Genomic DNA, 23,202 nt, shown 5'->3' with positions numbered 1-23,202 from the left:
TAATAACCGTTGCGGGTCGGCTCTCGTCGATACACAACGCTTGATGAGTGATGATCAACGGAGCCTGTACCAGATACTCAGTGGTACGTCTGAAACATCACATTAGAAATGCACCTTGATCAATGCACTCAACGCGTTCTGATCGGTCGGAAAGCCGTGGCTGTCTTCGATGCCATATTTGTCGGACCAATAGTCCCACTCGATCCCGGCATAGAAACGCGCCGGCGCTTGCCCCATCGCCTTACCGACGTCGTACTTGATCTGGGGGTTGAAGTGGAAACTCTTGGCTACATAGTTCGAGGTACCCTTCGTCCCCACATCATTGACGTACCACTCCAGATAACCGTCGAGCAAAATGTCGGAGCGCCCGAGCGGTATCGTCATGGCCCAGGTCGGGTTGATCTGCCACTGTCCAGACGCTTTACCGGTGATCCCATCGGGCTTGCGGTAGTAAGTGTTCAGTGAAAAACGATCAAATCCAGGCAGGTTCAGGTCAACAGCGGGCCCAAGCAGGTACTTTCGATTGCGCCCTTCTCCACGCTCATAGGTGGCAGCGATCAACACATCCTTGACGATGCCATAGCTGAGACGGTGGCCACTGATCTTGCCGAGCGACAGTCGCGGTGAAAACTCGCCGTAATAGGTGTAGCCATCGTTGCCGGACAAGCCGTTGGACCACTTGTTATCGACGAACAGGAACATGTCGCCCCACGTCCAGCCACTGGCGTGCTCGAAGGTGATGGTTTGCTGGATATCGTTGCCGGTGCCATCGACTTTATAACCATGCCCGTAGAGGTAGCTGAGGCTGTTGTTGCTCCACATCAGCGGATTCGCCTGGGCACTGCCGGTGGCCAACGCGCAGAGTGGGACGACGCTGTGAAGCAGCCAGGAAAGAGCGTTCGGTTTCATTTGCATCCCTTGGGTCGTGATTGTTGGTTTTCGCCAGCAAGGGTATGCAGCAGCGGACGACCTCTCCTCTGGCCCCGGCTCATGCCGAGGCGCCACCCTTGCCGGGGGAGCGGCGCAAGGCCGCCAGAGCAATGTCCCATGCCATCTTTGGGCACTGACCGCTTCTACTCGAGTTAGCGCAAAGCAGGGCGCGTGCCAACTAATCGGATACACGTAAATTGCTTATTGTGAGCAATCCTAATCATCAATGAACACCATCCACTCAGAACATTGCGCACTCTATTAGTGCTCAATCGGTACGTTCTGCACCTTCTCAACTCACGCGTCAGTGCCGTCCCCCTCGGGTGCGGGTCGCTACACCGCAAAGTCAGCGGCTTCATGAAATTGGCATGCTTCTGGCTTCTTGTATCAGCGAGTAGAAGCGGTCAGTGCCAGGCATGGCATGGGGCATTGCTCTTGCGTCCTTCGGGGCGTACATCCGAGCGGATGTTTGAACGAGGCTATGGCAGCCCCGGGCAAGAGAGCAATGTCAGTTTCCAGTTCACGCCCTTTTGCTTCGCGACGCCATTCTCTTCCCACGTTCTCTCCGCCCGGCTCCTTCGCTGTCGCGCTATCCGGCGCACGGTGGTTTTTTGAATCGGGGTGAAGAACACATGAAGAAAACGCGTTTTGCCTTGGCTCGCCCGTTACGCTCGCTGTTGGCAGCAGCGTTGCTCCCCACCACGCTGACGATCGCTCCGCTGGCGATCGCTGGCGACAAAGTCGTGTTGCTGACCTCCTGGTATGCTCAGGCCGAACAGGGCGGCTTCTACCAGGCACTGGCCGATGGGTTGTACGAAAAGGAAGGCCTGGATGTGTCCATCCGCATGGGGGGACCACAGGTCAATGGCATGCAACTGCTGGTCAGCAAGCAAGCTGATTTCATCGTCAACTATGACCTGCAGATTCTAAAAAGTGTCGAGCAAGGCCTGCCAGTGGTCGCAGTGGCTGCGCCCTTCCAAGGAGACCCGCAAGGGTTGATGACCCACGCGGACGTCAGCGGACTTGATGCTCTCGGCAGCAAGCCTGTGCTGGTGTCCACTTCGGGCCAGCAAACCTGGTGGCCCTGGCTGAAGGGTAAATATCAATTGGCTGACAACCAGGCGCGGCCTTACACCTTCAACCTGCAACCCTTTCTAGCCGACCCGCAAACCACACAACAGGCGTATGCCAGCTCGGAACTGTTCCAGGCGATAAAGGCAGGCGTGACCCCTAACTTTTTCCTCTTCGCAGATGCCGGTTATCCACCCTACGGATCCACCGTGGTCACCCGTCAAGACATCATCGCTGAGCACCCAGAGCGGGTAGCAGGTTTCGTGCGCGCATCCATGGAGGGTTGGAAGCGCTATCTGGATGACCCCAGCGCCGGCAATGCACTGATCAAGCGCGACAACCCCAACATGACCGATGAACTGCTGGCCTGGGGCGTCTCGACCCTCAAGCAGTACCGCCTGGTCACCGGTGGAGAGGCTGCAACCCAGGGGATCGGCACCATGACTGACAGCCGCTGGCAAGCAACCCGCGACTTCATGGTCGAGGCGGGTCTGCTCGGTCCCGACGCACCTTGGCGCAACGCCTACACCACGCGCTTTGTGCAAGACCTGAAGGTACTCCCTGAGGCCGAGCAGGTCGGCAGCCGCTGAACACCATAACAAGCTCAACGCTGTGAGGAATCCTGATTATGTTGGTTACCAAACAACCTGTATTGCGCCGTTTCTGGTATGCCCTGCTCCCTATGACAGCCCTCGAAGACGGCCCCAAGCCATTCACCCTGCTGGGTGAAGCGCTGGTGTTGTGGAAGCGTCCCGATGGTACCCCGGTGGCAATGCGGGACCGCTGCTGCCACCGCACCGCCAAACTGTCCAAAGGCTTCGTCAGTGCTGAGGGCAATATCGCCTGCGGGTATCACGGCTGGGAATACGACTGCACCGGCACGTGCGTGAAGATCCCGCAGAGTCCCACCGGCGCTATTCCTCCGGGGGCCGCGGTGAAGGCTTATCACTGCCAGGAAAAGTACGGCTATGCCTGGGTCAGCCTGGACGACCCGCTACAACCGATCCCTGAGTTCCCGGAAGACGGCGCCCCCGGTTACCGACGCATCTTCCAGTTTTACGAAGAGTGGAAGACCAGCCCGCTGCGGGTCATGGAGAACTCCTTCGACAACTCGCACTTTTCCTTCGTGCACAAGGCCAATTTCGGCTTGTTCGACCAGCCGCAACCGGCCAGTTACGAGTTTCGCGAAACCGATTATGGCTTCGAAGCCGAGACCCGCGTGCCGATCCGCAACCCCGAGGCAAGCTTCCGTATCACCGGTACGACCGAGCCGATTACCCAGCGGCACCTGCTCAACCGCTACTACCTGCCCTTCTCCCGGCGCTTTGGCTGCATGTATCCGGACAGCGGCATCCATCACATCATCTACAACTGCGCCACGCCCATCGACGACAACCGACTGATGCTCGTGCAGTGGTTGTATCGCAACGACAGCGAAGAGCAATGCTCGACCCAGGAACTGATCGACTGGGACGCAGCGATCACAGCCGAAGACCGCGACATCCTCGAGGCTACCGATCCTGACGCCTGTGTCGACACCCGCCGCAGGGTGGAACTGCACATGCCATCGGACAAGCCCGGGTTGGTTATCCGTCGGCAACTACTGGGTCTGCTTGAAGCCCATGGCGAGAGCGAAGTGTTCCTCAGCCACTGACACTTGCCCAACGCCCCGGTGCGCCGGGGCATACACCACCGCTCATGACCCACGGGGAGAGCGCTATGTTGATGCAGACCCTATCCAAGGCCGACGTCCAGCCGCAGGCCCTGCCGAACACCATCGGTGTGGACACCCCTTTGTTCGCCAATCAGGTGGAAAAAACCTACAGCAATGGCACCCATGCCTTGAGCCGCGTGAAACTGGCGATCGAACGCGGCGAGTTCGTCTCGCTCTTGGGCCCGTCGGGGTGTGGCAAAAGCACCCTGCTGAAAATGTTCGCCGGGCTCGAACAGCCCTCCGCCGGCCATGTGCGCTGGTGGGGCAAGGATGCCCCGGGTACGGACCACCACGCAGGCACACCGGGGCGCAGCCTGGCCATGGTGTTCCAGGAAGCCACCCTGATGCCATGGGCCAAAGTGCACGACAACGTGCGCTTGCCCCTGGACTTGGCCGGCGCCCCCAAGGCCCAGAGCCAGCCCAAGGTGCAAGCCGCCCTGGAACTGGTGGGGCTGGGCAAGTTCGGCGACGTTTACCCGCGGGAGCTCTCCGGCGGTATGCAGATGCGCGCCTCCATTGCCCGGGCATTAGCCACCGAACCCAATCTGCTGCTGATGGACGAACCCTTCGGCGCCCTGGACGAGTTCACCCGCAACAAGCTCGATAGCGACCTGCGCCAGCTCTGGCTCAAGCGCGACCTGACGGTGGTATTCGTGACCCACAGCATCTTCGAGGCGGTTTACCTGTCTTCGCGGGTGATCGTGATGGGCGCGCGTCCCGGTCGAGTGATCGCCGATGTAATCATCGACGGCCCACTGGAACGCGACGAGGCGTACCGCACTTCACCGGCGTTCATCGAGCAATGCGCGCACCTGTCCCGACTCCTGGCCCAGGCCAATGGCGACCCTTCCTGAGAGCATCATCATGAGCCGACCCTCTACTCCCTGGCTACGCAATCCTTCTGTACTACGCATCGTTTCACCACTACTGGTTGGCGCCTTGCTGCTCGGCGTCTGGCAACTGGCATGCATCGCCTGGAAAGTCCCGGTGTACCTGGTACCGTCACCAGCCGATATCGGCCGCACCCTGGTCGCCGATGGCCCGATGCTGCTGGGGGCACTGTGGATGACCCTGAAGATCACCTTCCTGTCATTCGCCCTCGCCGTGGTCATCGGCACGCTGGCGGCGTTCGTGTTCGTGCAGAGCCGCGTCGTGGAGGCCAGTCTGTTTCCCTACGCGATCCTGCTGCAGGTCACGCCGGTGGTGGCCATCGCGCCGCTGATCATCATCTGGTGCAGCGACACGACCTTGGCGTTGGTGATCTGCGCCACGCTGGTGGCGATCTTCCCGATCATCGCCAACACCGTCCTGGGCCTGCGCAGCGTCAACCCTGGCCTGCTCAACCTGTTCCACCTGAACCGCGCCAGCCGCTGGCAAGTGCTGTTGCGCCTGCGCATTCCCAGCGCCTTACCGTGCTTTTTCGCTGGCCTGCGCATCGCCAGCGGCTTGGCATTGATCGGCGCGGTGGTGGCCGAGTTCGTCGCCGGTACGGGCGGCACGGGTGCGGGCCTGGCGTATCAGATCCTGCAAGCGGGATTCCAGCTCAACATTCCCCGCCTATTCGCCGCCCTGGTGTTGATCGCCCTGACTGGCGTGGCGCTGTTCAGCCTGATGGCTTTGCTGGCTCGGTTGAGCCTGCGCCACTGGCACGAAAGCGAACTGGGCTGACTTCCATGCGAAACGCCGTACTGGCTATGGAGACGAACATGAATCACACCAACAGCTGGCTGATCCGTAACGCCAGCGCCATCCTCACTGGCCTACGCGGCGGCGCCGCGCGCCATGTCGGGCCGGACATCCGTATCACCCAGGGGCGTATCGCCGCCCTGGGCTCGCTGCAACCGTTACCAGGTGAGCAAGTGCTCGATGCCACCGATTGCGTGGTGTATCCAGGCTGGGTGAACACCCATCACCATCTGTTCCAGTCCTTGCTCAAGGGCATTCCCGCTGGCATCGACCAGAGCCTCGGTGCCTGGTTGGGGGCCGTGCCCTATCGCTATCGCGGGCTGTTCGATGAGCACAGTTTCCGCTTGGCCGCCCGGGTCGGGCTGGTGGAGCTGGCCCGCTCCGGCTGCAGCACGGTGGCCGACCATCATTACCTGTACTTGCCAGGCATGGCCTTCGACAGCGCACAGATCCTCTTCGAAGAAGCCGAGCGCCTGGGGCTGCGCTTCATCCTTTGCCGGGGCGGCGCAACCCAGGTACGTCAGGCGGAAGGCCCCGCGACAGCCGGACCTGAGACCCTCACGCAGTACCTGGACGATGTTCAGCGCTTGGTACAGGTCTACCATGATCCCGCCGACGATGCCTGGCGCCGTGTGGTAATGGCGCCGACCAGTCCGCCCTACTCCATGCCGCCCGAGCACCTGCGCGAGACCGCCCGCGCCGCGCGCCGGCTGGGCATCCGCCTGCACAGCCATTTGAGCGAAACCGTGGAGTACCAGAACGAAGTCCATGATCGCCACGGCCTCTCGCCCGTGGTGTTCTGCGCGGAGCAGGAATGGCTCGGGCCGGACGTGTGGTTCGCGCACCTGGTCAAGCTGAGCGCCGAAGAAATCCAGCTGCTGGGCGCCACCGGCACCGGCATCGCCCACTGCCCACAAAGCAATGGCCGGCTTGGCAGTGGTATCGCAGATATCGTTGCCATGGAGGCCGCAGGCATGTCGGTCTCGATCGGCGTGGATGGCGCTGCCTCCAACGAAGCCTGCGACATGATCAGCGAAACCCACGCCGCCTGGCTAATGCAAAGGGCCAAGGCTGGCGAACGCGCCATGGCCCGCCATGCTGGCGGCGATCTGGAGGGCGGTGCCCATGTCGCCAGCGTGGAGGACGTTGTGCGCTGGGGCACGGCAGGTGGCGCCCAGGTGCTGGGCCTGGACGCCATCGGCACGCTGCAGGTCGGCATGGCGGCGGACTTGGCGATCTATCGCCTCGATCAACCCCGCTACTTCGGTCTGCATGATCTGGGCATCGCGCCAGTGGTAGGCGGTGGCCGTCCGACACTGCGGGCATTGCTGGTGGGCGGCCGCCTGAGCGTGGAAAACGATGCGCTTCCTGGCTTGGACCTCGCCGAACTGGGCAGCCAGGCACGCCAAGCTGTACTTCGTCTGCAACAGGCCGCGGGGGTACGCGCATGAGCTGGACGCCTCTGCAGGTGCGGGCCCTGCGCCTCGAAGCCGACGACGTGCTGGGTGTGGAACTGGCCCCGCCGGGGCCTGCTCCCCTGCCCTTCGACTGGGCACCCGGCGCTCATGTGGACCTGCGCCTGGGCAATGGCGTGGTACGCCAATACTCAGTGGTCAGCCTGCCCGAGGACGGTCATGTCTACCTGGGCATCAAGCGCGAAAAAGCCTCCCGCGGCGGCTCGCAATGGCTGCACGAGCACCTGCGGCTGGGTGCCCGGGTGGAAGTGGGCCTGCCGCGCAACCTCTTTAGCCTGCAACCTGGCACAGGACAGGTCGTCTTGGTGGCCGCAGGCATAGGAATCACGCCACTGCTCGCCATGTACCGGCAATGCCAAGCGCAAGGTCGGTCGGTGCGCTTGCTGTTTTTCACCCGCGATGCCAAACAGGTGCCCTTTGTCCAGTACCTCGATGCGGATACCGAGGTTCATGGAGGCTTGCGCGCCCCGATGATCGCCGGGTACCTGGAGGAACACCTGCCGGCCTGGGACGGCAGCGCAAGCCTCTATTGCTGTGGCCCTGCAGGTTTCATGGATTGTGTTGAGCACGTCGCGCTGGCAAGCGGCTGGCCAACCACGGCGCTTCATCGCGAACATTTCCAGGCCGCAGAGCCCACCTTGCACGTCGAGCGTCACTGCACGCTGGTGCTACAGCGCAGTCGTCTTCAGGTCGAGGTGCAACCGGGCGAAAGTTTGGTACAGGCGGCATCGCGGGCGGGCGTGGAGCTACCCGTGTCATGTGGAATGGGAATCTGCGGCGCCTGTGTCAGCCGGGTCATCGAGGGGGCGCCTGATCACCGCGACGAGTACCTCAGCGATGCCCAGCGCAACAGCGGAGAATGGATAACGCCCTGCGTATCGGGCTGCCGCAGCGCCCGGTTGGTGCTGGACGTTTGACCATCGCCCGCAGCTGCCCGACGGCCAACGGCTGACGGCAGCTGCGCACGCAAAACCGCTGACGCAGTCAATGGCCAAGGCGAGCGGCTCGCAGACAGGCCTTGATCCCGACCCGGTAAAAAGATCCGTCTTGTGCCCAGTATTCTCCAGGGCCACCATAGGCATTCTTCAACAGACCATTGGCTAATGCATGACACTGGAAAATTACCAGGCAATCGCTGAAAGCATTGCCCTGCTGCTGTACCCCCACGCGGAAGTCGTCATTCATGAGATACGCGGCCAGACAATCGTTCATATCGCCAATAATTTCTCACATCGCAAGCTCGGCGATGATTCGGCACTCGGTTCAGAACTGGGTGACCTTTTGAAGGGTACCAACCTTGGTCCCTACGAGAAGCTCAACTGGAACGGTCAGAAGGTCCGCTCGATCAGCACTGTGCTGCACAATCCGCAAGGCGAAGCCGAGTATCTGATGTGCATCAATCTGAACGTGTCGGTGCTGGAACAGGCGCGTGTGGCATTGGATGCGTTCTTCCAGATGAGTCGGCTGGAGCCGCAACCGGATGCGTTGTTCCGCAACGATTGGCAGGAGCGCATCAACACCTTCCTGCAAGCGTGGCTGCAAGCGCATAACCTGTCGCTGCAGACCTTGAAGATGAAAGACAAGCGCAACCTCGTACTGGCCTTGCATGCCGAGGGGGCATTCGAGGGGCGCAGCGGCGCCGATTACGTTGCCAACGTCCTCAGCATGGGGCGGGCCACCGTGTACAAATACCTGAAGGAAGTCAGGGCCTAGGCGGTATTGCCTGGCTGTAGGCACACGCTCTTGCTATTGGTGGAATATAATTCTATTGTGGACAAATTATCCACATACCTGCAAGGACCCGTCATGCCAGCCACCCCGTCCGTTGATGCCCAGTTCCTTGATACATTGCACCAAAACATTCAGGACGCCCATGCGGCGCTCCGCCCTGCCGTCAGCATTACCCCGCTCTTGCACAGCCCTCGTTTGTCGGCACTGACCGGCTGTGAAGTGCTGCTCAAATGCGAACACCTGCAGCACACCGGTTCGTTCAAGTTTCGCGGTGCCAGCAACAAGATGCGCCTGTTGCCGGCCGAGGCACGCAAGCAGGGGGTGATAGCCGCCTCATCCGGTAACCATGGGCAGGCCCTGGCTCTGGCCGGCAAGATGGCTGGCGTGCCAGTGAAGGTCTACACCACCACGGGCGCATCGGCATACAAAACAGAGGCAATGCGCGCGCTGGGCGCCGAAGTGGTCTGCCTGCCCACCGACCCGCTGAGTGCAGAGCTGGAAGCAGCCAGGCAAGCCAAGGCCCAGGGCGTTCCTTTCGTGTCACCTTACAACGACCTGCAAGTCATTGCCGGCCAGGGCACCATAGGCGTGGAGTTGTTCGAGCAGGCGCCAGACCTGGACGCGGTGTTCGTCGCCGTGGGCGGTGGCGGGATGATTTCCGGCATCGGCGCCGCCCTGCGGGTACTCAAGCCGGGCACTGAGATCATCGGCTGCTGGCCGGCAAATGACCCAACCCTGCAGCAATCACTCAAGGCCGGTGAAATCATCGAATTGGATGCCTGCGAAACGCTGTCGGATGGCACAGCTGGCGGCGTCGAGCCAGGCTCCATCACCTTCCCGCTTTGCCAGGCGCTGCTCACCGATACCGTGCTGGTCAGCGAGGATGAAATCCGCTGCGCCATGCGCGACATCGCCAGCAGTGAGCGCTGGATCATCGAAGGCGCTGCAGCGGTTGCGGTCGCCGGCATGCAGAAGCTCGCCGAACGCTATCAGGGCAAGCGTGTCGCGGTGATCCTGTGTGGCCGTAACATCCTGCTGGAGAAGTTCCTCGAGGCCGTTCAATGAAGGTCTTCAGCAAGGCGCAGATCATCGCCCGCTTCAACCCGGAGCTCGCGGTCAGCCAATTGGAGGAAGGCTTTATCGCCTACTCCGAAGGCAAGGTGCAGGTACCGCCCGTACAGGGCTTCGCATTCAAGGGCGCGAACGGTGACTGTTGCGTGAAGTCGGCCTACATCGAAGGCAGCCCGACCTTCACCGTCAAGCTTTCGACAGGCTTCTACGACAACCCGTCCAAGGGTCTGCCGAGCAATGATGGCTTGATGCTTGTGTTGTCTGCACACACCGGTCAGCCGTTGGCACTGCTGCAGGACCAAGGCTGGCTGACTGCCATGCGCACCGCATTGGCCGGGCGTATCGCCGCCCGGCTGCTGGCGCCATCCCAGGTCAAGGCCATTGGCATCCTCGGCACCGGCATGCAGGCGCAGATGCAGCTTGAGCAGCTTCGCGCTGTTACTGATTGTCGCCAGGTGATTGTCTGGGGTCGGCATGAACGCGGGCTTGCGGCCTATACGGCATTTGCCCGCGAGCTGGGCTTCGCAGTGCACAGCACGCAGGATGCTGCCGAGGTTGCGGGCGCGGCAAACCTGATCGTCTGCACCACGCCTTCTCGCCAGGCGCTGTTGCACAGCGATTGGGTCCAGCCGGGTACGCATATCACCGCCGTCGGTGCCGATGCGCCCGGCAAGCAGGAACTGGACCCGGCACTGGTGGCAAGGGCGGACCGCATCATCGTCGACGCCATCGCCCAGTGCAGCCAGTACGGCGAAGTGGCCCATGCCCTCGGCAGTGGCCGCATCGACGCTAACCAGCTGATCGAGCTGGGTACGCTGCTGGCTGGCCGTGCCAAGGGGCGTGAGCACGACAGCCAGATTACCTTGGCGGACCTGACCGGTGTTGCAGTGCAGGATGCACAAGTCGCAAGCCACGCCCTGGCAGCCCTGTGCACCTGAGGCTACAACAGCGTCAGCGCAAACGTTGCACCTGTGCTGGCGTGCGCTGCATCAGCACCTTGCCATTGCGTACCGACACCAACGCGTGTCCCTGGCTGCGCACCATCTCGTAATCATCCGGCGCCGACAGCAGCAACAGGTTCGCCGGCCGCCCCACCTCGATGCCATAGCGCTCGCCCAGGTTCAGGGTGCGGGCGCTGTTGTCGGTAATCAGGTCCAGGCAGCGCTGCAGGTCTTCATACCCAAGCATTTGGCAGATGTGCAGGCCGGCTTCGAGAATGCGCAGGATATTGCCATTGCCCAGTGGGTACCACGGGTCGACGATGGAGTCCTGGCCGAAGCACACGTTCATGCCGGCGCGGTCGATCTCGGCCACGCGGGTCACGCCACGACGTTTCGGGTAGTTGTCAAAGCGCCCTTGCAGGTGAATGCTCTCGGTCGGGCATGACACGAAGTTGATGCCCGACAGCTTGAGCAGGCGGAACAGCTTGTAGCAATACGCATTGTCATACGAGCCCATGGCCACGGTGTGGCTGGCCGTAACCCGGGGCCCCATGCCGCGTACCCGTGCTTCTTCGGCCAACACTTCGAGGAAGCGTGATTGCGGGTCGTCGGTCTCGTCGCAGTGCACATCCACCAGGCAGCCGGTGCGCTCGGCCAGGTCCATCAGGAACTTCACCGACGATACCCCCTGGTCGCGGGTATTTTCGAAATGCGGAATGCCGCCGACGACATCGGCGCCAATCGCCACGGCTTCAGTCATCAGCGCCCGGCCGTTGGCGTACGACTCGATGCCCTCCTGCGGAAAGGCGACAATCTGCAGGTCGATCAGCTCACGCACCTCGTCACGCACCTCGACCATGGCCTTGAGCGCGGTGAGTTTCGGGTCGGTCACATCGACATGGGTGCGCACATGCTGGATACCGTGGTCCACCAGCATGCCGATGGTTTTTTTCGCACGGGTCTTGATGTCGTCGTGAGTGGTGATTTCCTTGCGCTCCGACCAGCGTTCAATGCCTTCGAACAACGTGCCGCTCATGTTCCACTTCGGCTCACCCGCGGTCAGCGTGGCATCAAGATGAATGTGCGGCTCGACAAAGGGCGCGACCACCAGGTTTTGCCCGGCGTCCAGGTCATTGGCCGTAACAGGCGCCACGACGTCGGTCTGGGGCACGATGGCGGCAATGCGCTCGCCGTTCAGTTCGACGCGGAACAGGCCAGGCTTGCCGCGCAGGCGTGCGTTGATGATGTTCATGCAGTTACTCCTTGCCGTGGGCTTCGCTCATGCGCCATACCAGCATGGCGACCGAAGCATTCATGCGAAAAAGCGGGTCGTCCAGCGACTGCCCGCTCAGTTGTTCGATGCGCTGGATGCGCTGATTGATCGTGTTGCGGTGCAGCCCCAGACGCTGTGCGGCCTTGAGCCCGTTGCCATTTTCCATGAGCAAGGCGTCGAGGGTATGCACCAAAGCATGGGCGTGTTTGCGCCCAGGGGCGATCAGCGGGCCGAGGGTGCGGCTGACGAAATCGTCGACCAGCGAACGGTCGACAATACCTTGCAGCAGGCGCAATACGCCGAGCTCGCTGAAGTTGCAATAGCCGTTGGCCGGGCGCAGATGCTGCGCCACATCCAGCGCCTGGCGTGCCTCGTTGAGGGCCTGGCGATAGAGCGCGCAATCGTCAGCGAGGCTCGACAGGCCCATGTAGAGGCCCAGTTCACCTGTCGCGGCTTGCAGCTGCCGGTACAGCGCGCCCAACGTCTCGGGTAAGTCCTGTGTATCGGCCAGCAGCACCACGAACAGGTCGCCCGGCAACTGCGCCGTCACACTGCCGGGGCGCTGGCGGCACCAGGCTTCGAGCTGGTCTTCCAGGGCCTGGCGGGTGGCTTGCCAGGTACGCTCGCCGTACGCCAGGCCGTGGCGCTCGAACAAGCCGTTCACGCCCGTCAGGCGCAACGCCAGCAGGCGCCGCGGTTTATCCAGCGCCAGTTGCAGGTGTGCTGCCCGTTGCCGGGCAATTGCCAGGCTCGGGTAGTCGCCTGTGAGCAGTTGGCCAAGGATGTCGTTGCGCGAGCGGCGTACCTGGCTCATCTGCACAAGTGCAGTGCCGATCAGGTGGGTGACCACCACCATCTTCAGCGCGTAGGGCTGTTCGATCAGTGGCAAGCCCAACTGCTCGGCGCGCGCGACAACGGGCGCCGGGATGCTCTGGATGAAACTGCCGCCGGTGAGAATCACCATGCCGGCAATGCCCACGGCGTCGCCATCCTCCACCAGGCTCAGCAGGTTGGCTTCGCCGCGCGGGTGGTTGATGCCGGTGACGAATACCAGTTCACCGCCCATCACCCATTCGGCGATACCCTCGTTCTCCGCCACGTAAGGCCAGCGTACCCGCCGCTGCAGGTTGCGCGCTCCGGCCCGCACCTGCATTTCGTGCAGACCGGGCAAATGCAGTATCTCGTCCAGCGCCAGGCTCACGGCTCGACGCCCGCCTGGCCCGGCGCGCGGCGGCGTGCGCCCAGCTCCAGAATGACGATGTAGCACACTGCCGAGGCGGCGATGCCCACCAGCGGCGCGACCCACGGTGAGGCATAGGCCAGTACAGCGCCCACGGCATAGGCAAACAGCCCGGTGAGGTTGTAGCGAGGCAGGTTTGCCGTACACAGTGGCGGGTATTTGCCGCGGTGGCGATACCAGAAGTCAGCCATGATCACCCCACCCACCGGCGGAATGATCGACCCCAGCAGCACCAGGAACGGGATCAGCATTTCGTACATGCCACCCATCGCCAGCACAATGCCAACCCCGGCCGCCACCAGCGTTGCCGTGCGCCGGCGCTCGCTGCGCAACAAGTGGCAGGCGGCGGCCGACACGTTGTAGATGGTCGGCCCCTGAATGGTCCACAGGTTTAGGCACAGCATCACCACGGCCGCGAACGACAGGCCCTGCAGCATCATCACGTCGACGATATCGGCCTGCTGGTAAACCATCGCGCACCACGCCCCGGCCACCACCATCAGGCCGTTGCCAAGGAGGAATGCCACCCCGCTGGCGATCACCGCTACCCGGCCACTGCGTGCCAGCCGTGTCCAGTTGGTGGCCTGGGTGGCGCCACTGGCGAAGGTGCCGAAGACCATGGTCACTGCCGCCGAAAAGGTCATGGTTTCATGCGGGACGACTGCAGCCAGGCCGGCAAAGCCACCGGCATCGCGGGTGGCGATGTACATGGACACCAACAGCAGCACGAACATCAATGGCACCGACACCCGCGACAGCAGGTCCAGCCCCTTGAAACCGATAATGGCCGTAATGCTGAAACCCAGCCCGAAAAGCACCATCAACGGCATACCGAAGCCATCCGCCAGCCCCAGCAGCTTGACCAGCACGATCGCCACCGTGGCCGCACCCCAGGCATACCAGCCCAGTTCGGCAAAACCCAGCAGAAAGTCCGAGAGCCGGCTCCCCGCTTCACCGAAACAGAAGCGCCCCATCAACACGGTATTCAGCCCGCTGCGCGAGGCAATGAAGGCCAACGCTGCGGCATACAAGGCCAGCAGGCTGTTGCCGAGGGTAGCCACCCACAGCATGTCGACAAAACTGAATGCCATGCCCAGCTTGCCGCCGGCGAACATCGTGCCGGTAAAGAAGGTGAAGCTGAACAAGACCATCGCGATCGGCAGCAGGCCCTTGCGGGCGGACTGGGGGGCTTCGCTGAGGGGAAATTCGCTGGGTGAGCTCATTGCACGGGGCTCCGGGTTTGTAGTTGGGAGCAGAAAGAGCAATATGCGGGCCGCTTTTTCCTGCGCCGCCACCCGGAAGAAATCGGGCTGTTCGCCCAGAAATCCATATGCACTGTGCACATTAAAGCTGCGATCTGACGATCTGGAGTGTGCGGGACGACTTATTTTGAGGCGCCCATGCACCAAAGCGGTCCTGGGCTGGGTAGTAATCACCCAGCCCACGGCGGTTTACACGGTCCCGTCCAACCCCATTTGCCAGAAATCCGCCTCCAGGCTGGAGGCCTGGCCAAAAATCCCTGCCAGTTCGGCGAACCGCTGCTCGGTCATGCTGCGCGCGGCCAGTTCATCCAGGTGCTTGCGCGCTGCTGCGGCCACCCCTTGGTAGCCCTCCCCGGCATACTCGCCAATCCACTCGCGGTAGGGGTGATTGCTCAAGTCGCCAATGCGCTCGGCCAGGGTCCGGCCGATTTCGGCATAGCCGATCACGCAAGGTGCCAGTGCCACATGCAGCTCCAGCAGATCGCCCGCTGCGCCGCAGTCCAGCACATAACGGGTGTATGCCACCGTGGCCTGATGCTCTGGCGCGGCCTCGATGTCTGCCTGGGTCAAGCCCCAGCGCGCGCACAGTCGCAAGTGCAGCTCGGTTTCATCCAGGATCGCCGACAGCCCGGCCTGCGCCGCACGAATGTCGGCCGGGCGGCGGCTTTTGTAGGCGGCCAACGCCCAGGCGCGGGCGAACTGGATCAGGAACAGGTAATCCTGCACAAGGTAGGTACGGAACGCTTCCTCGCTCAGCGTGCCTGCGCCCATCTGCCGCACGAAGTCATGGTCTACGTAGCGGTTCCATTGTGGCGTGGCAGCGGCCTTGAGGCGCTCGAAGATATCCATGCTCATTTGCCCTCCGGGTACACAGCATCGAAGAAAGCCAGCTCCAGCGCCACGGTGCGCTGGTAGAAGTCACTTGCCAATGCGGCCTCCTGCGGGCCGACGCGGTCGAGTTCGGCCTGCAGGAAAGCGACGAATGCCTGGAATGCCGGGTTGTCATGCAGGGTAATCCACTCGGCATGGACGAAGTTGTCCGGCATCGGTTTCGGCGCCTTGAGCGCCCAGTCCAGGTACAGGCCTTCGGCAACGTTCAGCACCGCCAGTGCCGCTGCGTAGGAACGGGTGGCTGCCGCTTCGCGCATGATCGCCTTGAAACCTGCGGTAGGCGCGGTATCGGCCGGTTCACTGCGTTGCGCCGGGCGGACACCCAAGGCCTCGAAGGCACGCAGGAAATAGGTGTTCTCGTCACTGGAGATCATCCCGGCAAAGCGGCCGAAGCGCAGGCGGGCTTCAAACGTGTCAGCGGTGGCGATGGCCGCGCCCAGCAGGGTCAGGAAGCTGTCGAGGAAACGGTGGTCCTGGACCAGGTAGTCGACCATGATCGGGTCAGGCAGGCTGCCGTCGCACAATCGGGTCACGAAACGGTGGCCAACGGCCGCCGACCAGGTCGGCTCGCTCTGGCGGCGCAGGGACTGGCTGAAACGTTCGGTCATGTTGCTGTCCTTGATGAGGGTGACAGCGAGACCTTGGCAATTGACATGGACTGGCCTCGCAGTGAGGCCGGCAAAAAGGCAGGTTACAAGCCCCATCCCTTCGCCGGCATGATCCGGATCAGGTTCGAAGGGTCACCGCGCTGTAGCGTTCAGCGGTTTCTCAGCCCATTGCCGGGCTCCCCTTGGTGGCGCTCAGGTATACCCGAGGGCGCCGCGCCTGTCACTAGTCCAACTCCCCAAACTGTGGGCAATGGTGACCCGCTAATGGGTATCTGTCCCCATTCTTGACGCGCCATCTTTGAGTGCACGCCAGACGCCGCAAGGTTTTGTATGTCAAAGGATTACTGAAATATCTGTTGGCATAGCTGTTGCTGATGGCCATTTAACGGGCAAAACGCCATTGATGGCCTAAGGCCCTCAGGCCGCAAAAAGAGGCTTAAGCCAATGAAAACACCTGCTGTGAGCCACGCGTCCAGACGCGCGTTCCAACTGACCTCTGTCACTGCACTGATGATCAGCCTCGGGTTGATCACGGCCATGGCCTCTCCCCTCGACGACAACAGCATGCCCCCGCCAACCGACCCGTCGGCCTACACCGACCAGCCGGACGACCCGACGTCTGCCTTGCTTGAGCTGAACACCATGCCAGAGGCCAACGAAGGCTCGCTGGAGTTGACCGATGGCGTGTATGGCGACCGCAACACAGTCCGCACCGACAACGTGCTGCCACCTGCCCTGCAAACGTCGGACAAGTATCCTACCAACGGCAAACCCAGCCCGTTGTTCGGTGCGCAACCATTCACCCAGCAACTGTTACTGTTCGAAGAATTCGGGTCAGAGAAGCTCGACCCGACCACGCCGGTGCCCGATCTGACCTTCCCGGTACCGACCCTCGGCGCGGCCCCCGCGCAAGACCCCAACGTGGTGGCACGCAGCGGACCCAGTGGCAGCGCTTTGGAAGCGTTCCTCAAGCAACCCGGCCTGTACCCGTTCCCGACCCAGTACGCCAACGTGCTGGACCGCAACCCATGGAAGGCGCAGATCGAGATGTTCCTCAACCGCCAGCCGGTCGGCTCGCCCGCTGAAGGCCGGCCACCAGGAAAAGGCTGGTCGCACCAGCGCTGGAACGAGTTCTACCCGCAGGCAGCGTTCAAGACCGCCCAGGCCGGTGCGCGCATCAACCTCGGCCTGCGCGACCGCAAGCAACTGCACAACTATGCCGTCGGTGAATTCGCCCCGGGAGGCCTGTACTACCAGACCTCCGACATTCCGACCACGCTGGGCACCACCAAGGGCATCGACACACGCTTCCATCCGAACATGCCGCTGCAAAACCACAAATCGCTGTGGACCTTCGACGGCACCTTCCCGCCCAAACTGCTGATGGTGCGCTACGGCCAGCCGATCCTGATGCGCCATTACAACGCCCTGCCAATTGACCCCTCGGCCAACGGTGGCTTTGGCCTGCATACCATTTCGACCCACGAGCACAACGGCCACTCCCCGGCCGAAAGCGACGGCTTTGCCAACGCGTACTTCTTCCCCGGCCAGTACTACGACTACCGCTGGCCGGTGCAGCTGGCCGGCTACGACACCATCAACACCCGTGCCCAGGACCCGCGTGCCGCTTTCCCCTGCTCGCCGGGTGAAACCTTGTTCGTCAACGATGGTTCACCGGGCCTGAAAACCTGCGAGAACGGCAGCATCAAGATTCGTGGCGACTGGCGCGAAACCATGAGTACCCACTGGTTCCACGACCACATGATGGATTTCACGGCGCAGAACGTCTACAAAGGCAACGCCGTGATGATGAACTACTACAGCGCCCTGGACCGCGGCAACGAGGCCCTGCAGGACGGCGTCAACCTGCGCTTCCCAAGCGGTTCAGCCATGCCTTGGGGTAACCGTGACTATGACGTCAACCTGGTGATTGCCGACAAAGCCTGGGATGCCAATGGCCAGCTGTGGTTCAACCCGTTCAACACGGACGGCTTCCTCGCTGACCAGATTCTGGTCAACTGGCAGTACAAGCCCAGGCTCAAGGTGCGTGCGCGCAGTTACCGTTTCCGTCTCCTCAACGGCTCGGTGTCGCGCTACTTCAAGTTCGCCGTGGTGCGGGAGATTGCCGGTAACAGCGGTGAGTTCAAAGGCCCGTCCGGCTCCAACCTGTCGTATGCGCGGGTGCCGTTCCACATGATCGCCAACGACGGCAATATCATGGAACACGCGGTGCCATTCGACGGCACGATGGACCTCAATGGTGACGGCAACCTGCAGGACAACAACGGCGTCTTGCCGTTGCAGGCCATTGCCGAGCGCTACGACATCATCATCAACTTCGCCAAGAACGGCATCAAGGCAGGCGACAAGCTGTACTTCGTCAACCTGATGGAGCACGACTCCGGCAAAGGTCCGAAGCAAGCTATCCCGTTGGCCGACGTGCTGTCGGAAAAATACAAGGCGGTAATCAAGCAGACCAGCAAAGGCCCGCAGTGGGACAACGGCGACCCGGCTGTCGGCAAGTTTCTGCAACTGTGGGTGCAGCCGTACACCGGCCAGGACCTGAGCATGGACCCGGTAGCCTATGAGCCGGCCAAGCCAGGCAAGGCTGCTGGCCTGAAAATGCTGCCCCTGCCCATTGACCGCGACGCCGCAGCCGACCAGGCCAAACTCAAGGATGCCCGCCACCGCGAGTTCATCTTTGGCCGCTCTGACGGCACGGACACCACCCCGTGGACCATCAAGACCGACGGCGGCTTTGGCTACAGCATGGACCCACGCCGTATCAGTGCCGCACCGCAACTGGCCAACCAGTCCACCGACGGTGGTTTCAGCGGCGACGGCACCCTGGAAGTGTGGAAAATCGTCAACGGCGGCAATGGCTGGAGCCACCCGGTACACGTGCACTTCGAGGAAGGCGTGATTCTTAGCCGCGACGGCAAGGCCCCGCCAGAATGGGAAAAATGGGCGCGCAAGGATGTGTACCGTATCGGGTCGGAACCTGATTCGTCCGAAGAGGTGGAAATGGCCATCCGCTTCCGCGAGTTCGCAGGCACCTACATGGAGCACTGCCACAACACCCAGCACGAGGACTCTTCGATGCTGCTGCGCTGGGACCTTGAACACCCGGGGCAGTTCCAGGTAATGCCCACCCCGCTGCCAGGATGGGATGGCGTGCGTTACATGGCCTCGGTAGGCCTGCCAACGTTCCGCACCAAAACCGATGACGACGATGACGACCCGGCCAACAAACCACCTGTCGTGGCCAACGACAGTGCCGCAACGACTGCAGGCAAGCCGATCACCCTGAACGTGCTGGCCAACGACAGCGACCCGGACGGCAACGTACCGCTCACGGTCACCGGCCTCAGCCAGCCGGACTCCGGCCAGGGTACCGTGAGCACGGACGGCAGCACAGTGACGTACACCCCACCCGCTACGGTCGCCACGCCGTTCACGGCCAGCTTCAATTACACGGCGCGTGATACCAAGGGGGCCGACTCGGTGACCCCGGCCACGGTCAGCATCGCCGTCACCCCAGCAGTGGCGGCCGACGAGCTCAAGGTCACCAGTGCCACAGTGCAACTGCGTAGCGGGAACCGGTTCACCTGGGATGTGCAGGGGACAACCACGGTGGCCACGGGCAACAGCATCAGCGTGACTGCAGCAACCACCGGTGGTCCGGTAAGCCTGGGGAACGCGACGCTGACTGCCACGGCTACGGGGGCCCGTTGGCGAGTATCGGTGACCACCACCGGCTTTGGCCCGGCCACGCCAGCGACGGTCACGGTGAAATCAACGCTGGGCCAGACGGTGACAGCGCCAGTCACATACAAGTGAGTGCAAAGCGGGGCCGCCATGCGGCCCCCATCAGCCAACCCACGAGGACCGCATCATGCCCGGCTCATGGCGATTCCTGCTGGTACTGGCGTTGTTCGCCACCAGCATTCCGTTCTGGCCGTTGCAACCCCAACGAACGGTGGCCGAAGCAGCGGCTTCTCCCTGGGGGGCCAGCTATTTCCCCAACATCCCCCTGCTCACCCAGGATGGCGAAAAAGTGCATTTCTTCGACGACCTGATCAAGGACAAGGTGGTCGCCATCAACTTCATCTTTACCGGCTGCTCCGATTCCTGCCCAGTGGAAACCGCGCGCCTGCGCCAGGTACAGAAAATCCTCGGTGACCGGGTCGGCAAAGACATCTTCCTCTACTCCATCAGCATCGATCCCTATAACGACACCCCCGCCACCCTCAAACGCTATGCCGAAAAGTTCGGCATCGGCCCAGGCTGGACCTTGCTGACCGGCGAACCCGACGACATCGAGCAACTACGCCGCAGCCTGGGGCTGTGGATCGATGGCCTGGAAAACGGCCGCTCCAAAGACCACAACCTGAGCCTCATCATCGGCAACCAGGCCACCGGCCGCTGGATGAAAGCCTCGCCTTTCGAAAGCCCGTACATCCTCGCCGACCGCCTGGGCAACAGCCTGCACAACTGGAAGCAGGCCAGCGCCAAGAGCAATGACTACGCTCAGGCTCCGCAAATCCGCTCACCCAGCAGCGGCGAGCAGATATTCCGTACCCGTTGCTCGTCCTGCCATACCGTGGGCAACACCGAGCCAGGCCAGCCAGGCATCGGCCCCGACCTGCTGGGCGTGACCCGTCAGCGTGACGCCAACTGGCTGGTCCGCTGGCTGAAGGTGCCCGACCAGATGCTGGCCGAAAAAGACCCCTTGGCCATGCTGCTGTTCGAACAATACAACCGCCTGGCCATGCCCAACATGCGCTTGGGCGATGCCGAAGTCAGCGCATTGATAAGCTACCTCGAGGAGGAAACGGCTCGCCTGCAGACGCCCGTGAAAAATAGGGGAATCCCCTAAAGGCTATTGGCCACCAGTCATCAGGCTGTCATCTTATTGTCGTATTTTCCGAGCATCACCCAGGGTCGGGAACTATCAGCAGTGATTCGCCGTTCGCTTTCCTCCACCAGCCTTCTGCGACTGCTTATCCTGATGCTCTGTGCAGCGACCCTGGCCTTTCTCTGGGGGCTGCACGTCACCCAGAAAGCCGCCGCCCGACAGAATGCACTGTCGGCCAAGGCCATCGAGCACCTGAACCTGGCCAGCATCGTGGGCGAAAACCTCCGACAGCTTGTCGACCGCGCCCAGGCGATGGGTCGTGTTACCCAGGACGACATGAAAGCGCGGCGCCAAGGCAACCTCAGCCTGGCAGCAGACCCTGTGTTCAAGCGCTTGAGCCTGTACGACCGACAAGGCCGGCTGCTAGCGGCCAGCCATACCGATGAGGCCGCCGAGTTGCCGGCAGACTGGTTGCGCCAACTGCAGCGGCACATTGATCGCTACGGTTTCAAACCTTTCCTGCCAAGCATTAAACCTGTCAGCCAAACCGCTGCCCTGCCCACTTGGCGCCTGCCCTTCCTGCTGCCGTTGACCAATTCGACCGGCCGGGAAATCGACAACATTTTGCTGGTGCATCTGGACGTCGGCTACCTGGCGGTGCTGTTCCAGTCTATCGACCTGGGCAACAGTGGCCTGGTGCGTCTGCTGCAGGATGACGGCCTGGAGCGGCTGCGCATCGACAACAGCGGCGTGGTGACTGCCGGCGACCTATTGCAGCCCCCGCTGCCGGCGCTAAACACCGAAGCGGGCATGCTGACCCAGTACGTAGCGGGTGATGCCTACCAAAGCGTGTACCGCCGTGTACCCGAGCAAGGCTTCAGCGTGGTGGTCAGCCAGCGCCAGGCAGAAATCCTCGCACCCTCGACGCTGGCCTATTCCCGGCAGTTCTGGTTGAACCTGAGCATGACCCTGATGATCCTGGCCAGCCTGCTATGGACCTTGCGCCTGCTGCGCAAGCGCCAGGAGGCGTTCGACGCGCTGGAACATGCCCAGCAGGTCAATCAGCAGCTGATCGTGCGCCTGGAGGACGAACATCGGCGCAGCAGCCACGCCGCCGCCACCGACCACCTCAGTGGCCTGCACAACCGCCGCCAGTTCGTCGAAGTGGCCAGCCAGGTGCTGACTCGGCAGCGTGGCAAGCGCCGACTGATGGCGATCCTGTTCATCGACATGGACCGTTTCAAGTCGATCAACGACTCGCTCGGCCACAAGATTGGTGACCTGCTGCTACAGGCTGTGGCCGGGCGTATCCAGCGCCTGCTGGAGCCCGGCGACGAGGCTTCGCGGTTTGGCGGCGACGAATTCGTGGTGTTGCTGGCCGGTGAGCGCAGCGAGGAGCAGATCAACGCCTGGGTCCACGAACTGGTGCAGAAACTGTCGGCCACCTACGCCCTGGATGGCCAAGAGGTCAACACCAGCCCCAGTGTAGGGGTGAGCATCTGCCCGCGTGATGGCCAGGACATCGACAGCCTGATACGCAGTGCCGATGCGGCAATGTACTCGGCCAAGCAGGCAGGGCGCGCGCAGTATCGCTTTTTCGACCCCTCGCTGAACCTGGCCGATATCCAGGCGTTCACCCTTGAACAGGCCTTCAGCAGTGCCTTGGCCGAACGCCAGTTCGTGCTGCACTACCAGCCGCAGATGCGCCTCGACACCCACCAGGTGCAGGGTTACGAGGCGCTGGTGCGCTGGGACCACCCCGAGTTCGGCCTGCTGTACCCGGACCGCTTCATCGACCTGGCCGAGCGCAGTGGCTTTATAGTCGAGCTGGGTTGGGAAGTACTGCAGCTGGCCTGTGAAGCCTTGTCGAGCTGGGATGCCCAAGGCCGCAAGACACGGCTGGCCGTCAATGTCTCCGCCCTGCAACTGCGTCAAGCCGACTTCGCTGACCGGCTGCTGAGCAAGTTGCAGCATCATGGCATCGCGCCTCAGCAGCTGGAGCTGGAAATTACCGAAACCACCATCCTCGACCCCGAAGGCACGGCGGTGGCGCACCTGCATACGTTGCGCGGCGCAGGTCTGGGTATCAGTCTGGACGATTTTGGCCGTGGCTACGCCGGCTTTGCCCACCTGCATTCACTGCCCCTGAGCAAGCTGAAGATCGATCGATCGCTGATCGCGGCGCTGTCCAACAGCCATGACGACAGCCCAATCGTGTCCTCCACCATCATCCTGGCCAAGCGCCTGGGCCTGGAAGTGGTGGCCGAGGGGGTGGAAACCCGTGAACAGGTGGTGTACCTGAAGCTTGCCGGCTGCGATATCGCCCAGGGCTACCACTTCAGCCGGCCACTGTCGCTGCCGCAGCTGTGGGCTTACCCGCCCTTCAACGGTATCGAGGACAAGGCATGCGTGTACTGAGCGCAACGGCAGGCTTGCCGAGGGCGTTGGGCA

18 protein-coding genes and 1 riboswitch are annotated in these 23,202 nt (G+C 62.3%); of the genes, 12 read left to right on the top strand and 6 right to left on the bottom strand.

The window, feature by feature from the left end:
• Positions 1 to 102: 102 nt before the first annotated feature.
• Complete coding sequence (locus tag ACF8O8_RS16680) at positions 103 to 909, bottom strand: membrane protein (RefSeq protein WP_010954099.1); 807 nt, start codon at positions 907 to 909, stop codon at positions 103 to 105.
• 653 nt (positions 910 to 1,562) lie between these two features.
• Between ACF8O8_RS16680 and ACF8O8_RS16675 the strand changes: the two genes are divergently transcribed.
• The 9 genes from ACF8O8_RS16675 (at position 1,563) to ACF8O8_RS16635 (ending at position 10,616) form a co-directional block, all read left to right on the top strand.
• Positions 1,563 to 2,591 (top strand): ABC transporter substrate-binding protein, encoded by a 1,029-nt coding sequence (locus tag ACF8O8_RS16675; protein ID WP_392510020.1) that lies wholly within the window; start codon positions 1,563 to 1,565, stop codon positions 2,589 to 2,591.
• 38 nt (positions 2,592 to 2,629) lie between these two features.
• Positions 2,630 to 3,655 carry an aromatic ring-hydroxylating dioxygenase subunit alpha gene (locus tag ACF8O8_RS16670; RefSeq protein ID WP_010954097.1) on the top strand — a complete coding sequence of 342 codons (1,026 nt, stop codon included), beginning with the start codon at positions 2,630 to 2,632 and terminating at the stop codon, positions 3,653 to 3,655.
• Between the two features lie 65 nt (positions 3,656 to 3,720).
• Positions 3,721 to 4,569, top strand: coding sequence for an ABC transporter ATP-binding protein (locus tag ACF8O8_RS16665; protein ID WP_020192293.1), 849 nt, complete (start codon positions 3,721 to 3,723; stop codon positions 4,567 to 4,569).
• 85 nt (positions 4,570 to 4,654) lie between these two features.
• Positions 4,655 to 5,383, top strand: coding sequence for an ABC transporter permease (locus ACF8O8_RS16660; RefSeq protein WP_014862030.1), 729 nt, complete (start codon positions 4,655 to 4,657; stop codon positions 5,381 to 5,383).
• A gap of 38 nt (positions 5,384 to 5,421) precedes the next feature.
• Positions 5,422 to 6,852, top strand: a complete 1,431-nt coding sequence (locus ACF8O8_RS16655) for an amidohydrolase family protein (RefSeq protein WP_392510019.1) — start codon at positions 5,422 to 5,424, stop codon at positions 6,850 to 6,852.
• A complete protein-coding gene (locus ACF8O8_RS16650; RefSeq protein ID WP_392510018.1) occupies positions 6,849 to 7,793 on the top strand; it encodes a PDR/VanB family oxidoreductase in 945 nt (314 codons plus the stop codon). The genes ACF8O8_RS16655 and ACF8O8_RS16650 overlap by 4 nt, the downstream gene beginning before the upstream one ends.
• Before the next feature lie 190 nt (positions 7,794 to 7,983).
• On the top strand, positions 7,984 to 8,589 hold the full coding sequence (locus ACF8O8_RS16645; protein WP_104887618.1) for a transcriptional regulator: 606 nt from the start codon (positions 7,984 to 7,986) through the stop codon (positions 8,587 to 8,589).
• Between the two features lie 93 nt (positions 8,590 to 8,682).
• On the top strand, positions 8,683 to 9,672 hold the full coding sequence (locus ACF8O8_RS16640; RefSeq protein ID WP_121783515.1) for a threonine/serine dehydratase: 990 nt from the start codon (positions 8,683 to 8,685) through the stop codon (positions 9,670 to 9,672).
• Entirely contained in the window at positions 9,669 to 10,616 is a 948-nt protein-coding gene (locus ACF8O8_RS16635) for an ornithine cyclodeaminase family protein (protein WP_392510017.1), read from the top strand. The genes ACF8O8_RS16640 and ACF8O8_RS16635 overlap by 4 nt, the downstream gene beginning before the upstream one ends.
• A gap of 13 nt (positions 10,617 to 10,629) precedes the next feature.
• Here ACF8O8_RS16635 and codA read toward each other — a convergent pair whose 3' ends face one another.
• The 5 genes from codA to ACF8O8_RS16610 all read right to left on the bottom strand — a co-directional run bounded on the left by codA (position 10,630) and on the right by ACF8O8_RS16610 (position 15,893).
• The gene (gene codA / locus ACF8O8_RS16630) at positions 10,630 to 11,871 is read right to left on the bottom strand and encodes a cytosine deaminase (protein ID WP_392510016.1); all 1,242 of its coding nucleotides are present in this window, start codon (positions 11,869 to 11,871) and stop codon (positions 10,630 to 10,632) included.
• Between the two features lie 4 nt (positions 11,872 to 11,875).
• Entirely contained in the window at positions 11,876 to 13,093 is a 1,218-nt protein-coding gene (locus ACF8O8_RS16625; protein ID WP_392510015.1) for a PucR family transcriptional regulator, read from the bottom strand.
• Positions 13,090 to 14,355 (bottom strand): cytosine permease, encoded by a 1,266-nt coding sequence (codB, locus tag ACF8O8_RS16620; protein WP_392510014.1) that lies wholly within the window; start codon positions 14,353 to 14,355, stop codon positions 13,090 to 13,092. The genes ACF8O8_RS16625 and codB overlap by 4 nt, the downstream gene beginning before the upstream one ends.
• A gap of 228 nt (positions 14,356 to 14,583) precedes the next feature.
• Positions 14,584 to 15,249, bottom strand: coding sequence for a thiaminase II (gene tenA, locus ACF8O8_RS16615; protein WP_049587920.1), 666 nt, complete (start codon positions 15,247 to 15,249; stop codon positions 14,584 to 14,586).
• Positions 15,246 to 15,893, bottom strand: a complete 648-nt coding sequence (locus ACF8O8_RS16610; protein WP_010954070.1) for a TenA family protein — start codon at positions 15,891 to 15,893, stop codon at positions 15,246 to 15,248. Before ACF8O8_RS16610 ends, tenA begins: the two co-directional genes overlap by 4 nt.
• A 78-nt stretch (positions 15,894 to 15,971) precedes the next feature.
• A riboswitch (TPP riboswitch) is annotated at positions 15,972 to 16,086 on the bottom strand.
• A gap of 251 nt (positions 16,087 to 16,337) precedes the next feature.
• Between ACF8O8_RS16610 and ACF8O8_RS16605 the strand changes: the two genes are divergently transcribed.
• From ACF8O8_RS16605 to ACF8O8_RS16595, 3 genes are all read left to right on the top strand, one after another.
• Complete coding sequence (locus tag ACF8O8_RS16605; RefSeq protein ID WP_392510013.1) at positions 16,338 to 19,733, top strand: Ig-like domain-containing protein; 3,396 nt, start codon at positions 16,338 to 16,340, stop codon at positions 19,731 to 19,733.
• A gap of 55 nt (positions 19,734 to 19,788) precedes the next feature.
• The gene (locus tag ACF8O8_RS16600) at positions 19,789 to 20,772 is read left to right on the top strand and encodes an SCO family protein (protein WP_392510012.1); all 984 of its coding nucleotides are present in this window, start codon (positions 19,789 to 19,791) and stop codon (positions 20,770 to 20,772) included.
• Positions 20,773 to 20,853: 81 nt separating this feature from the next.
• Positions 20,854 to 23,169 carry a putative bifunctional diguanylate cyclase/phosphodiesterase gene (locus ACF8O8_RS16595; protein WP_392510011.1) on the top strand — a complete coding sequence of 772 codons (2,316 nt, stop codon included), beginning with the start codon at positions 20,854 to 20,856 and terminating at the stop codon, positions 23,167 to 23,169.
• The last annotated feature ends 33 nt before the right edge of the window (positions 23,170 to 23,202 follow it).

The organism is Pseudomonas sp. TYF_14 (assembly GCF_043105275.1).
In the GTDB taxonomy this organism is placed as follows: domain Bacteria; phylum Pseudomonadota; class Gammaproteobacteria; order Pseudomonadales; family Pseudomonadaceae; genus Aquipseudomonas; species Aquipseudomonas alloputida.
This window is presented reverse-complemented; position numbering and strand designations above follow the sequence as displayed.